16 protein-coding genes and 3 tRNA genes are annotated in these 18,343 nt (G+C 69.6%); 16 read left to right on the forward strand and 3 right to left on the reverse strand.

Annotated elements, in window-relative coordinates; translation table 11 throughout:
• The first annotated feature begins 265 nt into the window (after positions 1-265).
• The 7 genes from AC5JJ2_RS11765 (at position 266) to AC5JJ2_RS11795 (ending at position 6,907) form a co-directional block, all read left to right on the forward strand.
• Positions 266-988 (forward strand): flagella basal body P-ring formation protein FlgA, encoded by a 723-nt coding sequence (locus AC5JJ2_RS11765; protein ID WP_495858180.1) that lies wholly within the window; start codon positions 266-268, stop codon positions 986-988.
• Positions 985-1,566 carry a flagellar basal body L-ring protein FlgH gene (locus AC5JJ2_RS11770; protein WP_495858181.1) on the forward strand — a complete coding sequence of 194 codons (582 nt, stop codon included), beginning with the start codon at positions 985-987 and terminating at the stop codon, positions 1,564-1,566. The genes AC5JJ2_RS11765 and AC5JJ2_RS11770 overlap by 4 nt, the downstream gene beginning before the upstream one ends.
• Positions 1,567-1,684: 118 nt before the next feature.
• On the forward strand, positions 1,685-2,788 hold the full coding sequence (locus AC5JJ2_RS11775) for a flagellar basal body P-ring protein FlgI (RefSeq protein WP_495858182.1): 1,104 nt from the start codon (positions 1,685-1,687) through the stop codon (positions 2,786-2,788).
• Between the two features lie 325 nt (positions 2,789-3,113).
• On the forward strand, positions 3,114-3,467 hold the full coding sequence (locus tag AC5JJ2_RS11780) for a rod-binding protein (RefSeq protein WP_495858183.1): 354 nt from the start codon (positions 3,114-3,116) through the stop codon (positions 3,465-3,467).
• The gene (locus tag AC5JJ2_RS11785; RefSeq protein ID WP_495858184.1) at positions 3,400-3,897 is read left to right on the forward strand and encodes a flagellar protein FlgN; all 498 of its coding nucleotides are present in this window, start codon (positions 3,400-3,402) and stop codon (positions 3,895-3,897) included. Before AC5JJ2_RS11780 ends, AC5JJ2_RS11785 begins: the two co-directional genes overlap by 68 nt.
• A 9-nt stretch (positions 3,898-3,906) precedes the next feature.
• Positions 3,907-5,862 (forward strand): flagellar hook-associated protein FlgK, encoded by a 1,956-nt coding sequence (gene flgK / locus AC5JJ2_RS11790; RefSeq protein WP_495858185.1) that lies wholly within the window; start codon positions 3,907-3,909, stop codon positions 5,860-5,862.
• 112 nt (positions 5,863-5,974) lie between these two features.
• Entirely contained in the window at positions 5,975-6,907 is a 933-nt protein-coding gene (locus AC5JJ2_RS11795; RefSeq protein WP_495858186.1) for a flagellin N-terminal helical domain-containing protein, read from the forward strand.
• Positions 6,908-7,035: 128 nt separating this feature from the next.
• Here AC5JJ2_RS11795 and AC5JJ2_RS11800 read toward each other — a convergent pair whose 3' ends face one another.
• The 3 genes from AC5JJ2_RS11800 to AC5JJ2_RS11810 form a co-directional block, all read right to left on the reverse strand.
• Positions 7,036-7,494: a YaiI/YqxD family protein gene (locus AC5JJ2_RS11800; RefSeq protein ID WP_495858187.1), complete on the reverse strand. Its 459-nt coding sequence runs from the start codon at positions 7,492-7,494 to the stop codon at positions 7,036-7,038.
• Positions 7,495-7,506: 12 nt separating this feature from the next.
• Entirely contained in the window at positions 7,507-8,550 is a 1,044-nt protein-coding gene (locus tag AC5JJ2_RS11805; protein ID WP_495858188.1) for a Gfo/Idh/MocA family protein, read from the reverse strand.
• Between the two features lie 70 nt (positions 8,551-8,620).
• Complete coding sequence (locus AC5JJ2_RS11810) at positions 8,621-9,922, reverse strand: patatin-like phospholipase family protein (protein WP_495858189.1); 1,302 nt, start codon at positions 9,920-9,922, stop codon at positions 8,621-8,623.
• Between AC5JJ2_RS11810 and pfp the strand changes: the two genes are divergently transcribed.
• The 9 genes from pfp (at position 9,921) to AC5JJ2_RS11855 (ending at position 18,339) form a co-directional block, all read left to right on the forward strand.
• The gene (gene pfp, locus AC5JJ2_RS11815) at positions 9,921-11,210 is read left to right on the forward strand and encodes a diphosphate--fructose-6-phosphate 1-phosphotransferase (RefSeq protein WP_495858190.1); all 1,290 of its coding nucleotides are present in this window, start codon (positions 9,921-9,923) and stop codon (positions 11,208-11,210) included. The genes AC5JJ2_RS11810 and pfp overlap by 2 nt on opposite strands.
• Positions 11,211-11,873: 663 nt before the next feature.
• Positions 11,874-12,374, forward strand: coding sequence for a hypothetical protein (locus tag AC5JJ2_RS11820; protein WP_495858191.1), 501 nt, complete (start codon positions 11,874-11,876; stop codon positions 12,372-12,374).
• A 197-nt stretch (positions 12,375-12,571) separates the two neighbouring features.
• A tRNA-Asn gene (locus tag AC5JJ2_RS11825) sits at positions 12,572-12,643 on the forward strand.
• Positions 12,644-12,745: 102 nt separating this feature from the next.
• Positions 12,746-12,816: transfer RNA gene (locus AC5JJ2_RS11830), tRNA-Gln, on the forward strand.
• Between the two features lie 105 nt (positions 12,817-12,921).
• Positions 12,922-12,992, forward strand: a tRNA-Gln gene (locus AC5JJ2_RS11835).
• A 120-nt stretch (positions 12,993-13,112) separates the two neighbouring features.
• Positions 13,113-14,075 (forward strand): glycosyltransferase family 2 protein, encoded by a 963-nt coding sequence (locus AC5JJ2_RS11840; protein WP_495858192.1) that lies wholly within the window; start codon positions 13,113-13,115, stop codon positions 14,073-14,075.
• A 49-nt stretch (positions 14,076-14,124) separates the two neighbouring features.
• Complete coding sequence (locus AC5JJ2_RS11845; RefSeq protein ID WP_495858193.1) at positions 14,125-15,105, forward strand: glycosyltransferase family 2 protein; 981 nt, start codon at positions 14,125-14,127, stop codon at positions 15,103-15,105.
• A gap of 39 nt (positions 15,106-15,144) precedes the next feature.
• Positions 15,145-16,356, forward strand: a complete 1,212-nt coding sequence (locus AC5JJ2_RS11850) for a cofactor-independent phosphoglycerate mutase (protein WP_495858194.1) — start codon at positions 15,145-15,147, stop codon at positions 16,354-16,356.
• Positions 16,357-16,545: 189 nt separating this feature from the next.
• Positions 16,546-18,339, forward strand: a complete 1,794-nt coding sequence (locus tag AC5JJ2_RS11855; RefSeq protein ID WP_495858195.1) for an alkaline phosphatase family protein — start codon at positions 16,546-16,548, stop codon at positions 18,337-18,339.
• Positions 18,340-18,343 lie beyond the last annotated feature (4 nt).

Raw genomic sequence — 18,343 nt, forward strand, 5'->3', positions numbered from 1 at the left:
GCCGCCCCCCCGCCCCCCCCCCCCCCCCCCGCGGGGGCCCCCCCCCCCGCCCCCCCCCCCCCCGCCCGGGCCGCCCCCCCCCCCCCCCCCCCCCCCCGACCTTCCTCCCGCGGTGAGGGTCGCGTCCGCGGCGGGAAGCCCACCCCCCTCCCTAGCCCTCCCCCCCAAGGGGGGAGGGAACAGGAAGGGCCGTCGTGGGGGATGGGCAGCCCTCGTTCTCTTCTTCCTCACGAATGCCGCGTCGGCCGGCGAGGCGGTCGTCGTCGTGCTGCCGGCGAAGGCGGCGGCCGGCACGCCGGTCGTCACCCTCGGCCAGGTCGCGAAGCTACACGGCGGCGACGACAAGCTCCGCGCGAAACTCGCGGCCGTCGATCTGTTCGAGCGAACGAAGAAAGACGCGGCCGTCACCGTCTCCCGGCGGCAGATCGAGATTCGCCTGCAACTGGCCGGGTACACGACGGCCGACGTGCTCGTCGGCGGGGCGGAATCGGTCACCGTCGCCGTCGCGAAGAAGACGGTTCCCGCGGACGACGTGATCTCGGCGGCGAAGAAGGCGCTGCTCGCGCAGTTCCCGGAGAACGGCGACGGGCTGGCGGTCTCGCTCGCCCTGCCGCTCGCGGTGAAGCTGCCGGAAATCGTGGACGCTGACGCGATCGGCATTTCCGCCGTGCCGCACGCCGCGACGGTGAAGCCCGGCCGCGTGCAGATGGACGTAACGATCAAAATCAACGGCGAGACGAAGCTGGCGCACCCGGTCCACTTCGACGTGAAGGCCACGAAGGTCGAGCCGATACTCGTAAAGGCCCGCCAGCCCGTGCGGCTAGTCGTCCGGCAAGGGGCGATGACGTTGGAAGCGACCGGGGAATCCCTGCAAGACGGGCGGGCCGGCGAGACGATTAAGGTTCAGAACGCGGTCACGAAGAAGGCCGTGACCGGCCGCGTGTCCGCGGCCGGGGTGGTCGAGGTCGAACTCGGAGGCCCCCCATGACCCGCTGGCTGCTCGTCCTTCCGCTGGCCCTCGCGGCCGCCGTGCCGATCGCCGCCGACGACATCTGGCAGCGCCGCGACCCGCGGCAGGCGTTCCTGTTCCAGGACAACCGCGCCCGGAACGTCGGCGACATCGTCACCATCATCGTCAACGAGACGACGAACACGAACGAGCGGGAGCAGCGGGCCCTCGACAAGAACAGCAACGCGAACGGGACCGCGAACGTCGGCGGGACGTCGTTCCTGAACTTCACGAACGCCTTCCGCCGCCGGTTCAACGGCGCGGCGCAGCTGACGAGCAACCGCGTCTTCCAGGACCGGATCGCGGCGACCGTCGTGGACATCATGCCGAACGGCAACCTCGTGATCGAGGGCTACCGCAGCCGGGTCGTCTCGACGGAGGAGCGGGTGCTGCGGATGACCGGCATCGTCCGCCAGCAGGACATCGGCAACGGCAACGTGGTGCAGTCGTCGAGCATCGCGAACCTGAAGGTGAGCTACCTCGGCCGCGGCCCGGCGACCCGGACGGTGAACCAGAACTACCTCGGCCGGCTCGTCAACCGCGCCTGGCCGTGGTAGTGGGAAAATGAATTAGCCACAGATGAACACAGAGAACACAGATGAAAACCAAATCATGATTTAGTTTTGATCCGTGTTTATCGGTGCTCATCTGTGGCTAATTGGCTGGGCTATTGAAATGAAGAGTCTGCTTTCAATCTCGATTCTTCTCGCGGCCGCGACGACCGCGTCGGCGCAGGTGCGGATCAAGGACATCACCGAGATCGGCGGCGCGCGGAGCAACCAGCTCGTGGGCTTCGGCCTCGTCGTCGGGTTGGACGGCACGGGCAGCCGGAGCACGTTCACGCAGCAGATCGCCGTGGACATGCTCCAGCGGTTCGGCGTGTCGGCGCAAATCTTCAGCCAGTCGCCGTCGGACGCGGTCATCCGCTCGACCAGCATCTCGGCCGTCATGGTCGTCGCGGACATCGGCCCGTTCGCGCGGGTCGGCGGCCGGCTCGACGTGACCGTCTCGGCCCTCGACGACGCCCGGAGCCTACAGGGCGGCACGCTCGTGTTCACGCCGCTGAAGGGGTCCGACGGGCAAGTGTACGCCACCGCCCAGGGGCCGCTGTCGGTCGGCGGGTTCGCCATCGGCGGCGCGGCCGCGGGCATCCAGAAGAACCAGCTCAACACCGGCCGCATCCCGAACGGCGGCGTGATCGAAAAGGAAGCGCCCGGCAGCTACGTCTGCCGCGGCCGGTCGCAGTTGCTGCTGAAGGACCCCGACTTCAACACCGCCCGGCTGATCGCGAAGGCGATCAACGCGCGGCATCCCTTGTCCGCCCTCGCCGTGGACGCCGGGTCGGTGGACCTCGATCCGGGCATGGACATTACGAAGACGCCGCTTCAGTTCCTGGCGGAGGTCGGGCTGCTCGAAGTGAAGCCGGACGTGCCGGCGCGGGTGGTCATCAACGAGCGGACGGGGACGATCGTGACCGGCGAGAACGTGACGATCTCGGCGACGGCCATCGCGCACGGCAACCTGTTCCTGTCCGTGGCGGAAGCGCCGCTGGTGTCGCAGCCGGCCCCGCTGGCGGGCGGGACGACGGCCGCGGTCCCGCGGACGGCCGTGGGCGCGGCCGAGCAGCGGAGCCGCCTCGTGCCGGTCCCGAAGGCGACGACGGTGGCCGACCTGGCCCGGTCGCTGAACGCGCTCGGGGTGACGCCGCGGGACTTGATCTCGATCTTCCAGGCGCTGAAACAGGCCGGCGCGCTGCACGCGGAGTTGGTGATCCTGTGACAGTCATAGTAGCAGGCACACTCCGTGTGCCGTTTCCTTCCCGCCGCGGGGAGTTCGTGCGAGTCACCGCGGCCGACCATAGTAGTAGGCACACTCCGTGTGCCGTCTCCTCGGCGTGTCGGCGAGTTCGCCCGAGTCGCGGCCGCCGATACCGGACAGCGTGCGAACCCCTCGGCGGGTCGGCGAGTACGTCCGGGTCGCTGCGACCCACAGCAAACGGCACACGGAGTGTGCCTACTACTATGCCACGGCTCGAATCGAAGGTTTGCTGGAACCTGAAATTCCATCTCAACTCCTGAAACCCATGACCCCAACGTCCTCATTCTTGCCCCCCTTCGCCGCCCCCGCCGCCACCGCCACGGGGGGCGGTGCTAAGGTTCCCGCGGCCACCAAGGTCGCGCAGACGGCCCGCGAGTTCGAGGCCACGTTCCTCGGCATGCTGCTGAAGGAAATGCGGCAGACGCTCGACGAGGAGGACGGCGGCCTGTTCCCCGGCGACGCCGGCGACGTGCAGGGCGGCATGTTCGACCTGTTCCTCAGCCAGCACCTGGCGGACGCCGGCGGCGTCGGCCTCGCGGCCGTCATCGAACGACAACTACAACCTCCAGACCATGCCTCCCAGCCCCGCCCCCAGCCACCAGCAGTTGACCGAGCGGCTGCTCGGCCACCTTCGCCATGAGGAATCGCTCCTGCACGTCAGCAAGGAGTGCCTCACCGCCGTCCACCACGCGCTGCGGCAGGGCGACCTGAAAGCCCTCGACGCCGCCCGGCCGCAGCAGGAGCAACTCGCCGCCGACCTCCGCGAAGCATCCCAGGCCCGCGCCCAAGTCGCCGCCGAACTAGCAATCTCCCTCGGCCTGTCGCCACAGAATCCGGCCCTCGGGGACATCGCCGACCGGCTGCCGCTCGCGCCGGGGCGGGAACTTCGCGCCGTGCGGGACGACCTCCGGGCGGCGCTCGGCGAGGTGGTCGAACTTCAGCGGGCGAACGCAAATCTCGTGCAGACCCTTCGATCCTACTTCCGCGGGGTGCTGTCCGGCCTGACGACCCCCGAGGCGTCTTCCACCCGTTACGGCCCGACCGGCGGCCGCCTCCAGACCACCGGCTGAACCCCACCCATGAACGCCCTCACCATCGGCACGGCGGCCCTCGCGGCCGGCCAGCGCGGGCTGGCGGTCACCGGCCAGAACATCGCCAACGCCACCACCCCCGGCTACCGCCGCCAGGGCGTCGTGCTTTCCAACCGCGAGACGGCCGGGCAGGGGACCGGCGTGGACGTGGTCCGCATCTCCCGGTTCGACAGCCCGCCGCTGCGGTCCGCCATCCTCCGCGGGAACAGCGAAGAGGCCGCCACCGCCGCCCGACTCGACGTTCACCGGCAGGTCGAGGCCGCCCTCGGCCAGTCGCCGAGCGACATCGGCAGCGGGATCGCGGACGTGTTCACCAAGCTCGACCGGCTCGGGTCGCGGCCGGCCGACACGGCCGCCCGCCGGGAGTTCCTCGCCGCCGCCGGCGAACTCGCCGGCCGGTTCAACGCGGTCGGGACCGAGATCGGCCAGCTCCGGGCCGACGTGGGCGGGCGGATCGGCCAGGAAATCGACCAGGTCAACGGCCTGACCACCCGGATCGCCGACCTGAACGCCCGGATATACGGCGTCGAAATCCGCGGCGGGACGGCGAACGAACTCCGCGACCAGCGGGACCAGCTCGTGGACGACCTGTCCCGGAAGGTCGATTTCCGGATCGTCGAGCAGCCGTTCGGCGTGGTGAACTTGATCGGCCGGGACACGGCCGTCGTGGTCGGCAGCACCGGCACGCAATTCGAGGCCGCCACGAACGCGGCCGCGCGGATCGAGGTCCGCGTCGCCGGGACGACCGCCCCGGTCCGGTTCGACGGCGGCGCGGTCGGCGGGCTGCTCGAGACGTACAACGTCGAACTCCCCGCGACGCAGGGCCGGCTGGACGACCTCGCCCGGCAGTTCGTCGGCAAGCTGGACCAGGCCCAGGCCACCGGCCTCGGCACGACCGGCCCGCTGACGCAACTCGTCGGCACCCGGCCGGTGGCCGACCCGGCCGCCCCGCTCGCGACGCAGAACCTGGACCTCCCAATTCAGAACGGCCGGCTGACGATCAGCCTCACGAACACGGCGACCGGCGGCCGGACGAACGCGGACATCGCCATCGACCCGGCGACGCAGAGCCTCAACGACGTGGCCGCCGCGATCACCGCCGGGACCGGCGGGCAGGTGACGGCCACGGTGGACACGCCGGCCAACGTCCTGCGGTTCCAGGCGGCCGCCGGGTTCGCGTTCGACTTCGCCGGCCGCGTGCCGACGACCCCGCCGACGAACGCCCTGACCGGGACCAGCACGCCGACGCTCGACGGCGCGCTCGACGGGACCGGCAGCGAGAACTTTACCTTCAACGTCGTCGGCGGCGGCACGGTCGGCACCACGGCCGGGCTTCAGCTCGAAGTCCGCGACGCGGCGAACGCCGTCGTCAACACGCTGAACGTCGGCGACGGGTACACGCCCGGCGCGCCGCTGGCCGTCGGCAACGGCCTGTCCGTCCGGCTGTCCGCCGGCACGCTGACCGGCGGCAGCTTCGCCACCCCGGCCGAGGGGACGGCGGACACCGCCAACGTCCTCTCCGGCCTCGGCGTCGGCGGCCTGTTCGCCGGGACGAGCGCCACGAGCATCCGCGTCCGCCCGGAGGTGGCGGCGAACCCCGCCCTCGTCGCCGTCGGCCGCAACGGGCAGCCCGGCGACACGTCGAACCTGCAACGGCTCGCCGCGCTGCGGTCGGCCCCGGCGTTCGGCCCGCGGTCCTTCAGCCAGGAGGCGTCCGACATCGCCGCGACCGTCGGCACGGGCATCCGCGCCCTGGACGACCGGCAGACGACGCAGACGAACATCGTGCAGAACCTGTTCGCCCAGGAGCAGGCCGTCGGCGGCGTGGACGTGAACGAGGAAGTGGTGAAGCTGCTCGACTTCCAGCGGATGATCGAGTCGGCCGCCCGGTACATGGGCGTCGTGAACGAGGCCCTCGACGAGATCGTGAACATCGTGCGGTAAGCCGAGGTCAGAGGTCAGGAAACTAAAAACCGGATTCCTTCGATAAAGTCTTTGCTGACTTCTGACTTCTGACCTCTGACCTCTGACCTCTGACCTCTGACCTCTGACCTTCATGAATATCCGAGTCACCGCCCAGGCGCAGACGGCCGCGACGATCGCGAACCTCCGGCGGCAGTCGGCGGCGCAGGCGAAGTTCCAGGACCAGGTCGCGTCCGGCACGAAGGTCAAGGCCGCGTCCGACGACCCGATCGCGTTCGCGGCCCTGACGCAGGCGAAGGCGGCCGGCCGGGCGTTCGCGGCCACGCTGGAGGTCGCCGCCGAGGCGACCGGCGGGCTGAATGCGTCCGTGTCCGCCCTGCTCGACGGCAACCAGGTCTTGACGCGGGCGAAGCAACTCGCCATTACCGGGGCCGACGCCGGGACCGACCCCGCCGCCTTCGAGGGGCTGGCGCTGGAAGTGGACTCGCTGATCGACCGGTTCCTGGAATCGGCGAACGCGCAATACGACGGGGACTACCTGTTCGGCGGCGACGCGACCACGACGCCGCCGTACCGGGTGAGTGGCACGAATGGACAGGGGCGGCCGACCGCAGTCACATATGACGGATCGGCCACCCCTGCCCAGACGCCGCTCGGCGGCGGGCAGGCCGTCGAAACGCGGGCGGCCGGCCCGGCCGTCTTCCAGCAGGCCGGCGCGGACGCCTTCCGCGCGCTCATCCAGCTCCGCGACACGTTCCGCGACACCACCCTGACCGACTCCCAGAAGACCGCCGCCGTCGGCCAGCGGCTGGCCGAGGTCGATGCCGCCCGGACCGCCCTCGGCGAGGCGATCGGCACGCAGTCGGCGGCCCTGAGCGGGCTGGACGCGGTGACGACCCGGCTGCAGGACATGAGGCTGGCCGCGAACGCCCGGACGAACGACCTGGAGGTGACCGACTTCGCGGACGCCGTGGTGCGGATGAAGCAGGAGGAGGCCGCGTACCAGGCGACGCTGAACGTGGCCGCGTCGCTCGTCCCACCGAGCCTGTTCGACTTCGTCCGGTAAGCCCGCCCGGTCGCGGCCTCGTAGGGCGGGTCAAGGCTTTGCGCCGACCCGCCGCGACCCAGGCTGTTGAGCGTATCTCCGATGTGGTTGTGTTCCCCCGGCGGGTCGGCGCAAAGCCTTGACCCGCCCTACCTCGCCCGCTGAAGCGCCAGGTCGAGCGCCTGCAGGAACCGCGACCGGTCCTTCTTCGAGAAGCTCGGGTTCGCCCCCTTGATCTCCCCCGCGTCCCGCAAATAAGCGTTGAGGTCGCGCATCGCGAGCGCCGACCCGATCGTGTCGGCGGTGAACGCTTCTCCCGTCGGGTTCAGCACCCGGCAGCCCTTCTCCAAGCACCGGGCGGCGAGCGGGATGTCGGCGGTGACGACGATGTCGCCGGCCGCCGCCCGTTCGACGATCCAATCGTCCGCCGCGTCCGCCCCGGCCGCGACCACGACCTGTTGCACGGTAGGCCCGACGATCGGCCGCAGCCCGTTGTTGCTGACGAACGTGACCGGCACGCCGTACCGCGTCGCCACGCGGGCGGCCTCGTCCTTGACCGGGCAGGCGTCGGCGTCCACGAAGATTTGGATCGACATTGAGAGGGCCATGAAGGAAGTGTATCAGCCGTCGAGCGGCATCCCGCACGCCCGCAGCAGCGTCTCCTGCACGGCGCGGTCGTGGGCGTAGGGGAAGTCGGTCGCCTTCTCGCCGCGGACGACGCGGGCCATGTCGGCCGCGTCGTCCACGTACCGGACGTACTTCGGGAACTTCACCTCTTGCACGCCCTTCTTGTACGCCCCGCGGGGCTTCGCCAGGGCCACCCGCGCGGCCGGGTTGTCGAGCGGCTGAACGTGGAACGTGCCTTCCGTCCCGCACACGACGAGGTGCCGCCGGTCGCCGCCCTCGACCTCCAGGGCGGTCGAGCGGACCGTGGCCGTGGCCTTCGGGTACGCCAGCACGGCGAGTGTGTTGTCGAGCAGCCCGTCGGCGAGCGGCGACGTGTGCCGGTGGAACCCGACGACCTCCTTCGGCGGGCCGAGGACGCCGAGGACGAGGTCCAGGACGTGGCAGCCGAGTTCGAACATCATCCCGCCCTTGAACGCGGCGAGCGGCTTGCGGCCGGCCGCGTCGATCACCTTGCTCATGACGGCGTGGACCTCGAACACGTCGCCGAGCCAGCCGTTTTTCAAGAACTCGCGGAGCAGCACGACGGCCGGGTTGTACCGGTACATGTACCCCATCTGCACGAGCAGCTTCTGCCCCGCGGCGGCGTCCAGGATGCGGCGGAACTGCGGGAGCGACTCGCCGGCCGGCTTGTCGATGTGGACGTGCTTGCCGGCCGCGACGCACGCCTCCGCGTTGTCCAAGAGGTCGCGGACGTGCGTTTCGACGAGGACGGCCTGCAACCCCGGCGTGGCGAGCAGCTGGTCGCGGGTGAGCCACGGCAGGCCGCGGTAGGCGGGCAGGTTCTCGGCGCGCTTACGCAACTCCGCGTCCGGCTCGACGACGCCGACGACCTCGTAGTCCGGCGAAACGCGGTAGGCGGCGAGCTTCGTGGCGTGGGCGTGGCCGACGCCGATCTGCCCGACCTTGATCCGGGGCCTCTCGGCGGCGCGGGCGAGGGCGGCCGTCCCCGCGACGGCGACGAACGTGCGGCGGCGCATGGCGCGGGCCTCGTGACGGGTGGGTTCTCCCCTCCCCAGATTACGGACGTGGGGGCCGGAAGGCCCGCCGTCACCGCGGCAGGTACGGCCCGGCGAACTCCGTCCCGGTCCGCGGGACGGCCTGCTCGTTCCGCAGCACGGCCGGCGGCTGCGTCCGCCACCCGTCGCCGACGCCGCCCTGGAGGCCGACCCGGTAGCCCTCGGCGTACAGCTTCCGCTGCTCGGCCGGGTCGAACGACAGCGCCCCGCCGCTCGCGTCCTGGTAGTCCTGCCGCAGGGCCGTGAACTGGAAGTTCATCCCGGTGAGCAGCGACAGCGTGTAGATGCGGATCAGGTCGTTCTGCGTCATCGCGGAGATGAGCGACGACACCGAGTTGCCGAGGATGCCCAACAGCGTCGGGGTCACGCACTTCGGGTCGGCGTACACCTTCCCGGAAATGATCGTGTAGATGTTCGACCCGGCCAGCGGCCGCGGGCCGGCCGCCAACTGCTCTTGCGGGATGTTCAGGTGCGCCAGCCGGATGAACACCTCGCTCGACACGCCGCCGTCCACGTGCAGCTCGGTGTACGTCTTCCCGTTGATCGTCACGTCGAACTTCTCCGGCGGGAACTGGCCGGGCACGGCCGTCGCCGCCACCAGGATTTTGCAGATCAGCTCCCGGCGGTCCGGCCGGTCGGACGCGGCGATCGCCCCCACGTCCCAGACGGCCAGCCGCTTCGTGTCCAGGTTCGTCGTGCCGAGGAGCAGCCGCCGGCCCGATGCGTGCGCCGCCGCCAGGTCGGCGACGACCTCGTCCGACACGGCCTCCCGGATGCCCTGCCGGAGCGGGGCGTTGGACGCGAACGAGCTGGTCAACAGCGCGACGAGGATCGGCTTGCGGCGGTAGATGTCCCGCTCCGTCGCGTTCAGGTAGTACCGCTCCAGCACGCCGTCGTACTGCGGGCCGAGGAACGCGAACAGGGCGACGAGCGACCCGGTGCTGACGCCGGTGACCACGTCGAACGTCGGCCGGTTGCCGGCGGCCGTCCACCCGGTCAGCACGCCGACGGAGTACGCCCCGTACTTGCCGCCGCCGGAGATGGCCAGCACGTTGTACTTCTTGTTCGCCGGGTTCGGCGGCGGGGCGTTCGCCTGGAGCCGGTCGGCGAGCGCCTGGAACACGTCCGGCGGCGGGGCGAAGTACGGCCCGCCGTTGGTGTTCTCGCAGAACGCCTCCGGGCACGCGGGGGCGCAGTTCCGTTCCCGCTGGACGAGGTGGCAGCCGGCCAGCGCCACCAGCAGCGCGACGGCCGCGCCCCTTGAAATGCGCCGCGAGAGTCCGAAACTTTCCTCGGTCCATCCTCTCGCAACATGTTGAGGCAGTCTGTCCATGAGCAATACGGCGTCCCGGGGTCGGTTGGCGATCGTGGTCGGCGGCGGTCCCGCCCCCGGCATCAACGGCGTCATCTCGTCCGTCACCATCGAGGCCATCAACCAGGGCCTCGACGTGTACGGCGTCCGCGACGGGTTCTCCGACCTCATCAACGGCGACACCGGGCGGGTGAAGCCGCTGACCATCGCCGAGGTCGCCCAGTACTACACCCGCGGCGGGTCGATGCTCGGCACCGCCCGCACGAACCCGGCGAAGAAGGACGCGGACATGGCCAACGTCCTCGCCGCGTTCGACAAGATGGGCGTCGGCTACCTGGTCACCGTCGGCGGCGACGACACCGCATTTAGTGGGAGCCAGGTGTATAAACGGGCCGGCGGCAAAATCAAGTGCGTTCACGTCCCGAAGACGATCGACAACGACTTGCCCCTCCCCCCCGGCATCCCCACCTTCGGGTTCGAGACGGCCCGCCACCACGGCGTCGGCCTCGCCCGCAGTTTGCACGAAGATGCGAAGACGACCGGCCGGTGGTACATCATCATCAGCATGGGCCGCGCCGCGGGCCACCTCGCCCTCGGCATCGGCAAGGCGTCGGCGTCCGCGATCACGATCATCTCCGAAGAGTTCGGCGGCAAGAAGATCACCCTGGACCACGTCTGCGACCTCGTCATCGGCGCGATGCTCAAGCGGCGAGCGCAGGGCAAGAAGTACGGCCTCGCGATCCTGTCCGAGGGGTTGCTCGAGAACATCGGCGAGGACGGGCTGAAGGCCGCGCTCGGCGACGAGCTGAGCCGGTACGGCGAGGTCGAGCGGGACGACCACGGCCACCTGCGGCTGGGCGAGATCGAGTTCGGCCGGCTCATCAAGAACCGGGTGAACAAGCGGCTGAAGGAACTCGGCGTGAAGGTGACGATCATCGACAAGGACATGGGGTACGAGCTGCGGTGCGCCGACCCGATCCCGTTCGACGCCGAGTACACGCGGAACCTGGGGTACGGGGCGGTGAAGTTCCTGATGTCCAAGGACGCGGAGCAGTTCGGGGCGATCGTGAGCTTCGTCGGCGGGAAGATGGTGCCGCTGAAGTTCGAGGACATGATCGACCCGCAGACGCTGCGGATGCGGCCGCGGCTGGTGGACGTGACGAGCGAGAACTACGAGTGCGCCCGCCGGTACATGATCCGGCTGGAGCCGACGGACTTCACGGACGCGACGAAGCTGAAGAAGCTGGCCGACGTGGTGAAACTGACGCCCGAGCAGTTCCGCGAGAAGTTCGAGTATTTGGTGAAGTAGGGGTTATCCATTTTGCATTTTTCATTTCGCATTTTTGCATTGGTTCGATCATTTCGGACCAGTGCAAAGTGTGAAATGAAAAGTGCGAAATGACGACCGCATCTCCGAGCGTCCGCCATGCGTCAACTCGTCTTGCCGCGGACGCAGCCCGTCGCCGACCTCGCGCTCAGCCCGGACGGGCAGACGCTGGCGGTGGCACAGCGGGGCGGCTTGCTCCTGTGTGACCCATTCGACGGGCGGGTGAAGCTAGAATTTCGTGGGAACTATTCCCGGCTTCAATTCCGCGAGGACGGCCGATGGCTGCTCGCCGCGAATCCGGGGGCCGTCGTAGTGTCGTTCGAGGGGGATCGGCCGCGGGAGATACACGTCCACAGCAACGAATACATTCATCACGGCCGGTTCGGGCTTGATGAGACGATCACTTTACACTGTTCCCAGTCCCGGCGCACCCTGCGGCTCCCGAACGAGGGAGAAACCTACGGTTATGACATTCACGCCTACGAAATAAATTGGAATGCGTTCCCCCGCCCCGATCCTACCCACGTCTTTTATTGCTTTGGGCTTATTGATGAACACATACACATCGGATTCGAGATGCGGGTACGCGGAGAAGATTTCGTACTTGTGATTGTTGACCGGAGTAAGGGCCGGTTAATCGCGAGGGTGGATTCGCCCAACCAGTTCATCTTCAATCCGAACGGGCCACACTTCCGCCAGTCCGCCGATTGGCTCGCCCTTAGCAGCAATCGCGAACTCACGATCTGCAACGGGTCTGACCTCGGTTCACTCGTCGCACCGACTCGCGAGCCGCGTCGCCGCAGCCTGTTAGAGACCGTTCGCGAAACCCTTCTCGGCCCGTCCGCGGCGACGCTCCACGACCAGCGCTACGGCCACCTCCCCACGCTCCGGCCGCGGCATCGGCTGCCGGCCGTCGGCACGCCGCCGGTCGATCCGCTGCCGGTCGCGTTCCTGCCGGACGGGTCGGCGTTCCTCTGCCGCGGGGCCGGGGCGACGGTCGAACTCCGCGACACGGCCACCGGCCGGGTGCGGACCAGCTGGCAGTTCCAGCGGGCGTGGCCGCGGGTGCTCGCTGTCGCGCCGGACGGCCTCACCGCGATGGCCGCCGTCCGCGGCGGGACCGTCGTGTTCTGGGATTTGGAATAATTTCCCGGCAAGTCGCGAACCTCGCGGCGTTCGCCCGCGTCCTATTCGCACACCAACGGGGTCCGGCCATGTGGAATCAACGCACGAGCCAGTTCGACCAACCTCCCATCGGGTAGTCCCGCGCCAATCGTCGCACACCGCACGACGGCCGAGCCTCCCGACCTGGGACGCTCGGCCGTCGGTGCTTTTTTGCTCACAGTGGTGTGGCCTAACGGTAAGGCGGCTCTCTGTTAAAGAGTCGGATGCTGGTTCGAATCCAGCCACCACTGCTTCGATCGCGGAACTCGGAACGCGGAGTGTGGAATGCAAAACCGGTCCAGGGTGGCGGGTTTCCATTCCGCGTTCCGCGATCCGCGGTCCGCGCTCCAAACACGGGGATCGGCTAACGGTAGGCCCGCGGACTCTGAATCCGCCGGTGAAGGTTCGAATCCTTCTCCCCGTACTGGAATAGTTGGGAGTTGATGGTTGGTAGTTGGTAGTCCGAAGCCGCAATCGGTCTCGCTCCCTGCTTCGGACTATCAACTACCAACCATCAACTCCCAACTGCTTCGGAGTCGTCCAACGGTAGGACCCCGCGCTTTGAACGCGGCGATGCTGGTTCGAGTCCGGCCTCCGGAACTGTCACGACCCTCACGGCGAGCCTCCGGGTGACGCGGCCTCACGGCCCGCCCCGGAGGCTCGGCCATTTCTCGGCCGCCCGCGCGGTATCATGACCCTCCTCACGGCCCGGAGGCGGTCATGCGGTGGTCGGTGGCGCTGGCCACGTTCAACGGCGGCAAGTACCTCGCCGCCCAGCTCGCGTCGGTCGCCGCCCAGACCCGGCTGCCGGACGAGTTGGTCGCGTGCGATGACGCCTCTACCGACGACACCGTCGGCATTCTCGAACGCTTCCGGGCGACGGCCCCGTTCCCGGTTCACGTTCACGGCAACCCGACGACGCTCGGCCCGACGCGGAACTTCGACCGGGCCGTCGCGCTCTGCACCGGGGACGCGATCGCGCTGTGCGACCAGGACGACGAGTGGTTGCCGGAGAAGCTCGCCCGGTTCGACGCGGCGCTGGCCGACTGGAGAATCGGACTGGTGGCGGCCGACCTCGACCTGATCGACGCGGACGGGAAGCCGCTTGGCCGGCGGATGTGGTCTGAGGTTCCGTTCACCCCGGCGATGCGGGCGGAAGCGGAGGCCGGCTTCGGCCCGCGGCTGTGGCTGCGCGGCAACACCGTCACCGGGGCCGGGATGGCGTTCCGCGCCGACTTGCGGGGAGTGCTGCAACCGTTCCCGCCGGCGTGGGACCACGACGCCTGGGTCGCGTTCGCGACGGCGGCCGTCACGGGCGTGCGGTTCCTGCCGGAGCCGCTGACGCGCTACCGCGTCCACCCGCAGCAGCAGATCGGCATCGAGCCGCGCGGCGTCGGGCGGCAGGTCCGGTCGGCCCGGCGGCGCGCCGCGGCGGACCTCGCGAAGGCGGCTGTTTGTTTCGACGCGGCCCTTCACCGGCTGAACCAATTCCCCGGTCGGTTGCGCGACCCGGAGTTGTTGGGGCACGTCCGGAACAAGGCGGCGTTCATGCGCGTCCGGCAGCGGATGCACGAGGGCGGGCGGTTCGGGCGGGTCGTCCCGGCCGTGCGGGAACTGCTGGCCGGGAACTACGCGCGGTACGGCCGCGGGTGGAAGGGGTTCGCTGCGGACGTGCTCCTGTAGCGCGGTTCCCCTTGACGGCGTTCGTTCAAACGCGGTACTCCGTACCGCCATGCGAATCAGCACCCCGGTGTCCGTGGTCGTGCCGTGCTTCAACGAGCAGGCCGTCCTGCCCGCCCTGTACGAGCGGCTGACGGCCGCGTGCGCGCGGCTCCACACGGACTACGAGATCGTCCTCGTCAACGACGGGTCCCGCGACGGCACCTGGCAGGTGATGTGCGAACTCGCGTCGTTCGACCCGCGGCTGGTGTGCGTCAACCTGTCCCGCAACTACGGCCACCAGCCGGCGCTGTCGGCCGGGCTGAGCGAGTGCTCCGGCGAGGCCGTGCTGGTGATCGACGCCGACCTGCAAGACCCGCCGGAGCTTCTCCCCGAGATGCTCGCCGTCATGCGGCGGGAAGGGGCGGACGTGGTGTACGGCCGCCGTACCTCCCGCGCCGGCGAGCCGTGGTTGAAGCGGGTCGCGTCGCACGCCTACTACCGCGGCCTCGTGTGGCTGGCGGACGTGCCGATCCCGCCGGACGCGGGGGACTTCCGCCTCCTGTCACGCCGCGTCGTGGACGGCCTCTTGGCGATGCCGGAACGCCAGCGGTACGTCCGCGGCCTCGTGAGCTGGCTGGGGTACAAGCAGGTCCCGTTCGACTACCACCGTCAGCCGCGGGCGGCGGGGAAGTCGAACTACAACTTCCGCCGGCTGGCCGCCCTCGCGTGCGCCGGCGTCACCGGGTTCTCGACGCGGCCGCTGACGCTCGCCCTGCGCGTCGGCGGGCTGTGCCTGCTCGCGGCGCTCATCACCCTCGTGGCCGCTTTGTACGCATGGGCGAACGGCCCCCTTCCCGTCACCGGGTTGCTCGCGGCACTGATGCTCTTCCTGTCCGGCGGGCAGTTCCTGGCGCTCGGCGTAATCGGCACGTACCTCGGCCAGATGCACGCCGAGGTCCGCGGCCGGCCGCTGTACGTCGTCGATCGCATTGTCCGCAACTCCGCGTCGGCCGTCGTCCGGCCGGGGAACCGCCTCCCGACCGCGGCCTGACCGGTCGCAAGAACGGCGGCGGTTCTTACAATTCCCCGCATGAAGTACGCCATCATCATCCCGGACGGGTGCGCCGACGAACCGGTGGCCGCGCTCGGCGGCCGCACGCCGCTGCAGGCCGCGAACATCCCGAACATGGACCGCGTCGCGAAGCTCGGCCTCGTCGGGCTGTCGAACAACGTCCCGCCGACGCTCACCCCGGCGTCGGACGTGGCCACCCTCTCGCTGTTCGGGTACGACCCGCTCAAGGTCTACACCGGCCGCGCCCCGCTCGAAACCGCCGCGATGGGCATCACGCTCGGGCCGAACGACTGGGCGATCCGGTGCAACCTCGTCCACGTGCCGGACGGCCACATGCGGGACTTCACCGCCGGGCACATCTCCAGCGAAGACGGCGGGCCGCTGATCCGCGAGCTGCACAAGCACCTCGGCGGGAAGGAAGTCGCCGGCGGCGTCCTCGAGTTCCACCCCGGCGTGCAGTACCGCAACATCCTCGTCTGGCGCGGCAAGTCGAGCGAGGCCCCGTTCGTCGGATTGAAAACGCAGGCCCCGCACGACGTGCCGGACCAACCGGTCGAGAAGTACCTTCCCCAGGGGCCGGGCGGCGAGATTCTGAAGGAGCTGATGGAGGCGAGCAAGCCGATCCTCGCGAATCACCCCGTGAACCAGAAGCGGATCGCCGAGGGGAAAAAGCCGGCGACGCAGGTGTGGCTGTGGGGCCAGGGGAAGGCCCCGGTGGTTCGACCGTTCCAGGAACTCTACGGCAAGCGCGGGGCGATCATCTCGGCCGTGGACCTCGTCCGCGGCGTCGGGCAGCTCATCGGCTGGGGGCGGATCGACGTGCCCGGCGCGACCGGCTACCTCGACACCGACTACGCCGCGAAGGGGCGGTACGGCGTCGCGGCGTTGAAAGATTACGACCTGGTGTGCGTCCACGTCGAGGCCCCGGACGAGGCGTCGCACGAGGGGAAGGCGGACGAGAAGGTGAAGGCGCTCGAGCGGATCGACGAGCACATCGTCGGGCCGCTCCTGGAGGCCCTGCCGAAGCACGGCGACTGGCGCATCCTGGTGGAACCGGACCACCGGACGACGCTAAAGACGCGCGCCCACGCCTACGGCGCGGTCGCGTTCGCCGCGGCCGGCACGGGCGTCCCGGCGGGCGGGCAGAGTAGTTACGATGAAGTTTCCGCGTCGAACGGCCCGCGGAGCTTTGATCCGGGCTGGGAATTGATGAAATGGTTCCTGGGCTGATAGTAGTAGGCACACTCCGTGTGCCGTCTGCTGTCGGCCGCGGCGACTCGGGCGAACTCGCCGGGCGCATGAACGAGACGGCACACGGAGTGTGCCTACTACTCTGGGTTACCACCAACTCCGTGCCGGCCTCCGCGACGGGAAGGAGACGGCACACGGAGTGTGCCTACTACTTTGAGACCCCTCCCCATGCCCCGCGTCACGCTCCTCGCCTCCGTCTTCGCCCTCGCCGTGCTCGTCGCGGCCGTGCGGCCGACCCGCCACACCCGCGCCGAGGACGCCGCCGCCGGCAAGCTGCCGGTCAAGCTCGCCGTCGTCCTCGTGTTCGACCAGATGCGGGGCGACTTCGTCGAGAAGTGGCGGCCGCTGTTCGGGGCCCGCGGGTTCCAGCGGGTCCAGAACGGCGGGGCGTGGTTCGCGAACTGCTACTACCCCTACGCGAGCACCAGCACCGGGCCGGGGCACGCCGCGATCCTCAGCGGGGCGACGCTCGACAAGACCGGCATCATCAACAACGAGTGGTACGACCGCGCCGCCGCCCAGCAGGTGTACTGCGCCGGGTCCGACCGGTACGAGTTCGTCCCCGCCCCGCCGCCGGCCGCCCCGACGACGAGCGCCAAGCAGGACGAGACGGCGAAGAAGCCGAAGGCCGTCGGCAACCCGGACCGGATGCTCGCCGAGACGGTCGCGGACGTGCTGAAGCGGACGCACCCGGCGGGCAAGGTGTTCGGCCTGTCGCTGAAGGACCGGTCCGCCATCCTGCCGTGCGGCAAGAAGCCGGACGGCGTGTTCTGGTTCACCGGCAAGTTCGTCACGTCCACGTACTACACGGACGCCGTGCCGTACTGGGTGGCCGCGTTCAACGCCTCCGGGCTGGCCGAGCGGTGGTTCAACAGGCCCTGGGAGAAGGCGCGGCCGGGGCTGAACTACGCCGCGTACAGCGGCCCGGACGACGTGAAGGCGGAGAGCAGCGCGAACGGCCGGACGACCACGTTCCCGCACAAGATGACCGGCGGCAAGGACAAGGTTCAGAAGGAGTACTACGACGCGCTCGCGAACTCGCCGATGGGCAACGAGCTGCTCCTCGCGTTCGCGCGGACGTGCATCCAGGCCGAGCGGCTGGGGCAGGACGACGCGCCGGACCTGCTCGTCGTCAGCTTCTCGTCGAACGACCTGATCGGCCACACGTTCGGCCCGGACTCGCAGGAGGTGCTGGACGTGACGCTGCGGTCCGACGACGTGCTGGCGAACCTGCTGGACTACCTGGACGCGACCGTCGGCGTCGGCAACTACTCGGTGACGATCTCCGCCGACCACGGCGTCTGCCCGCTGCCGGAGGTCGCCGCCGCGACGCTCCCGGAGGCGAAGGACGCGACGCGGGTGAGCGTCGTCAAGCTGATGGTCGGGGCCGAGTCGATGCTCCGGGCGAAGTTCGGCAAGCCGGTCGGCCCGGAGGAGAAGGCCGAGGACCTCGGCGACGAGGCCAAGGCGTCGAAGGGCAAGGCCGGGCTGTGGATCGAGGCCGTGCCCGCGCCGTGGATTTACCTGAATGCCCGGCAGGTGGAGGCGAAGAACCTGGACCGCAAGGTGGTGGCGAAGGAGCTGGCCGACTGGCTGAAGCGGCAGCCGGGCATCCAGACGGCGTACACGGCCGACGAGATCGCGACGACCGCGAACCCGAGCGAGCAGTTGCGGCTGGTGCAGCGGTCGTTCGTGCCGGACCGGGCCGGGGACGTGTACGTCGTGCTGAAGCCGTACCACCTGATCGGCGACCCGCTGAAGGCGAAGGGGACCAGCCACGGCACCCCGCACCTATACGACCGCCACGTCCCGCTGATGGTGTTCGGCCCCGGCGTCGCGCACGGCCGACTCACGGAGGGCGTCACGCCGCAGCACACGGCCGCGATCGTGTCGCACTTCCTCGGCCTGCCGAAGCCGAAGGATGCGATGTACGACGTGCCTTCGACCTTACTCGCCCGTTGACGGG

Source organism: Limnoglobus sp. (assembly GCF_059499385.1).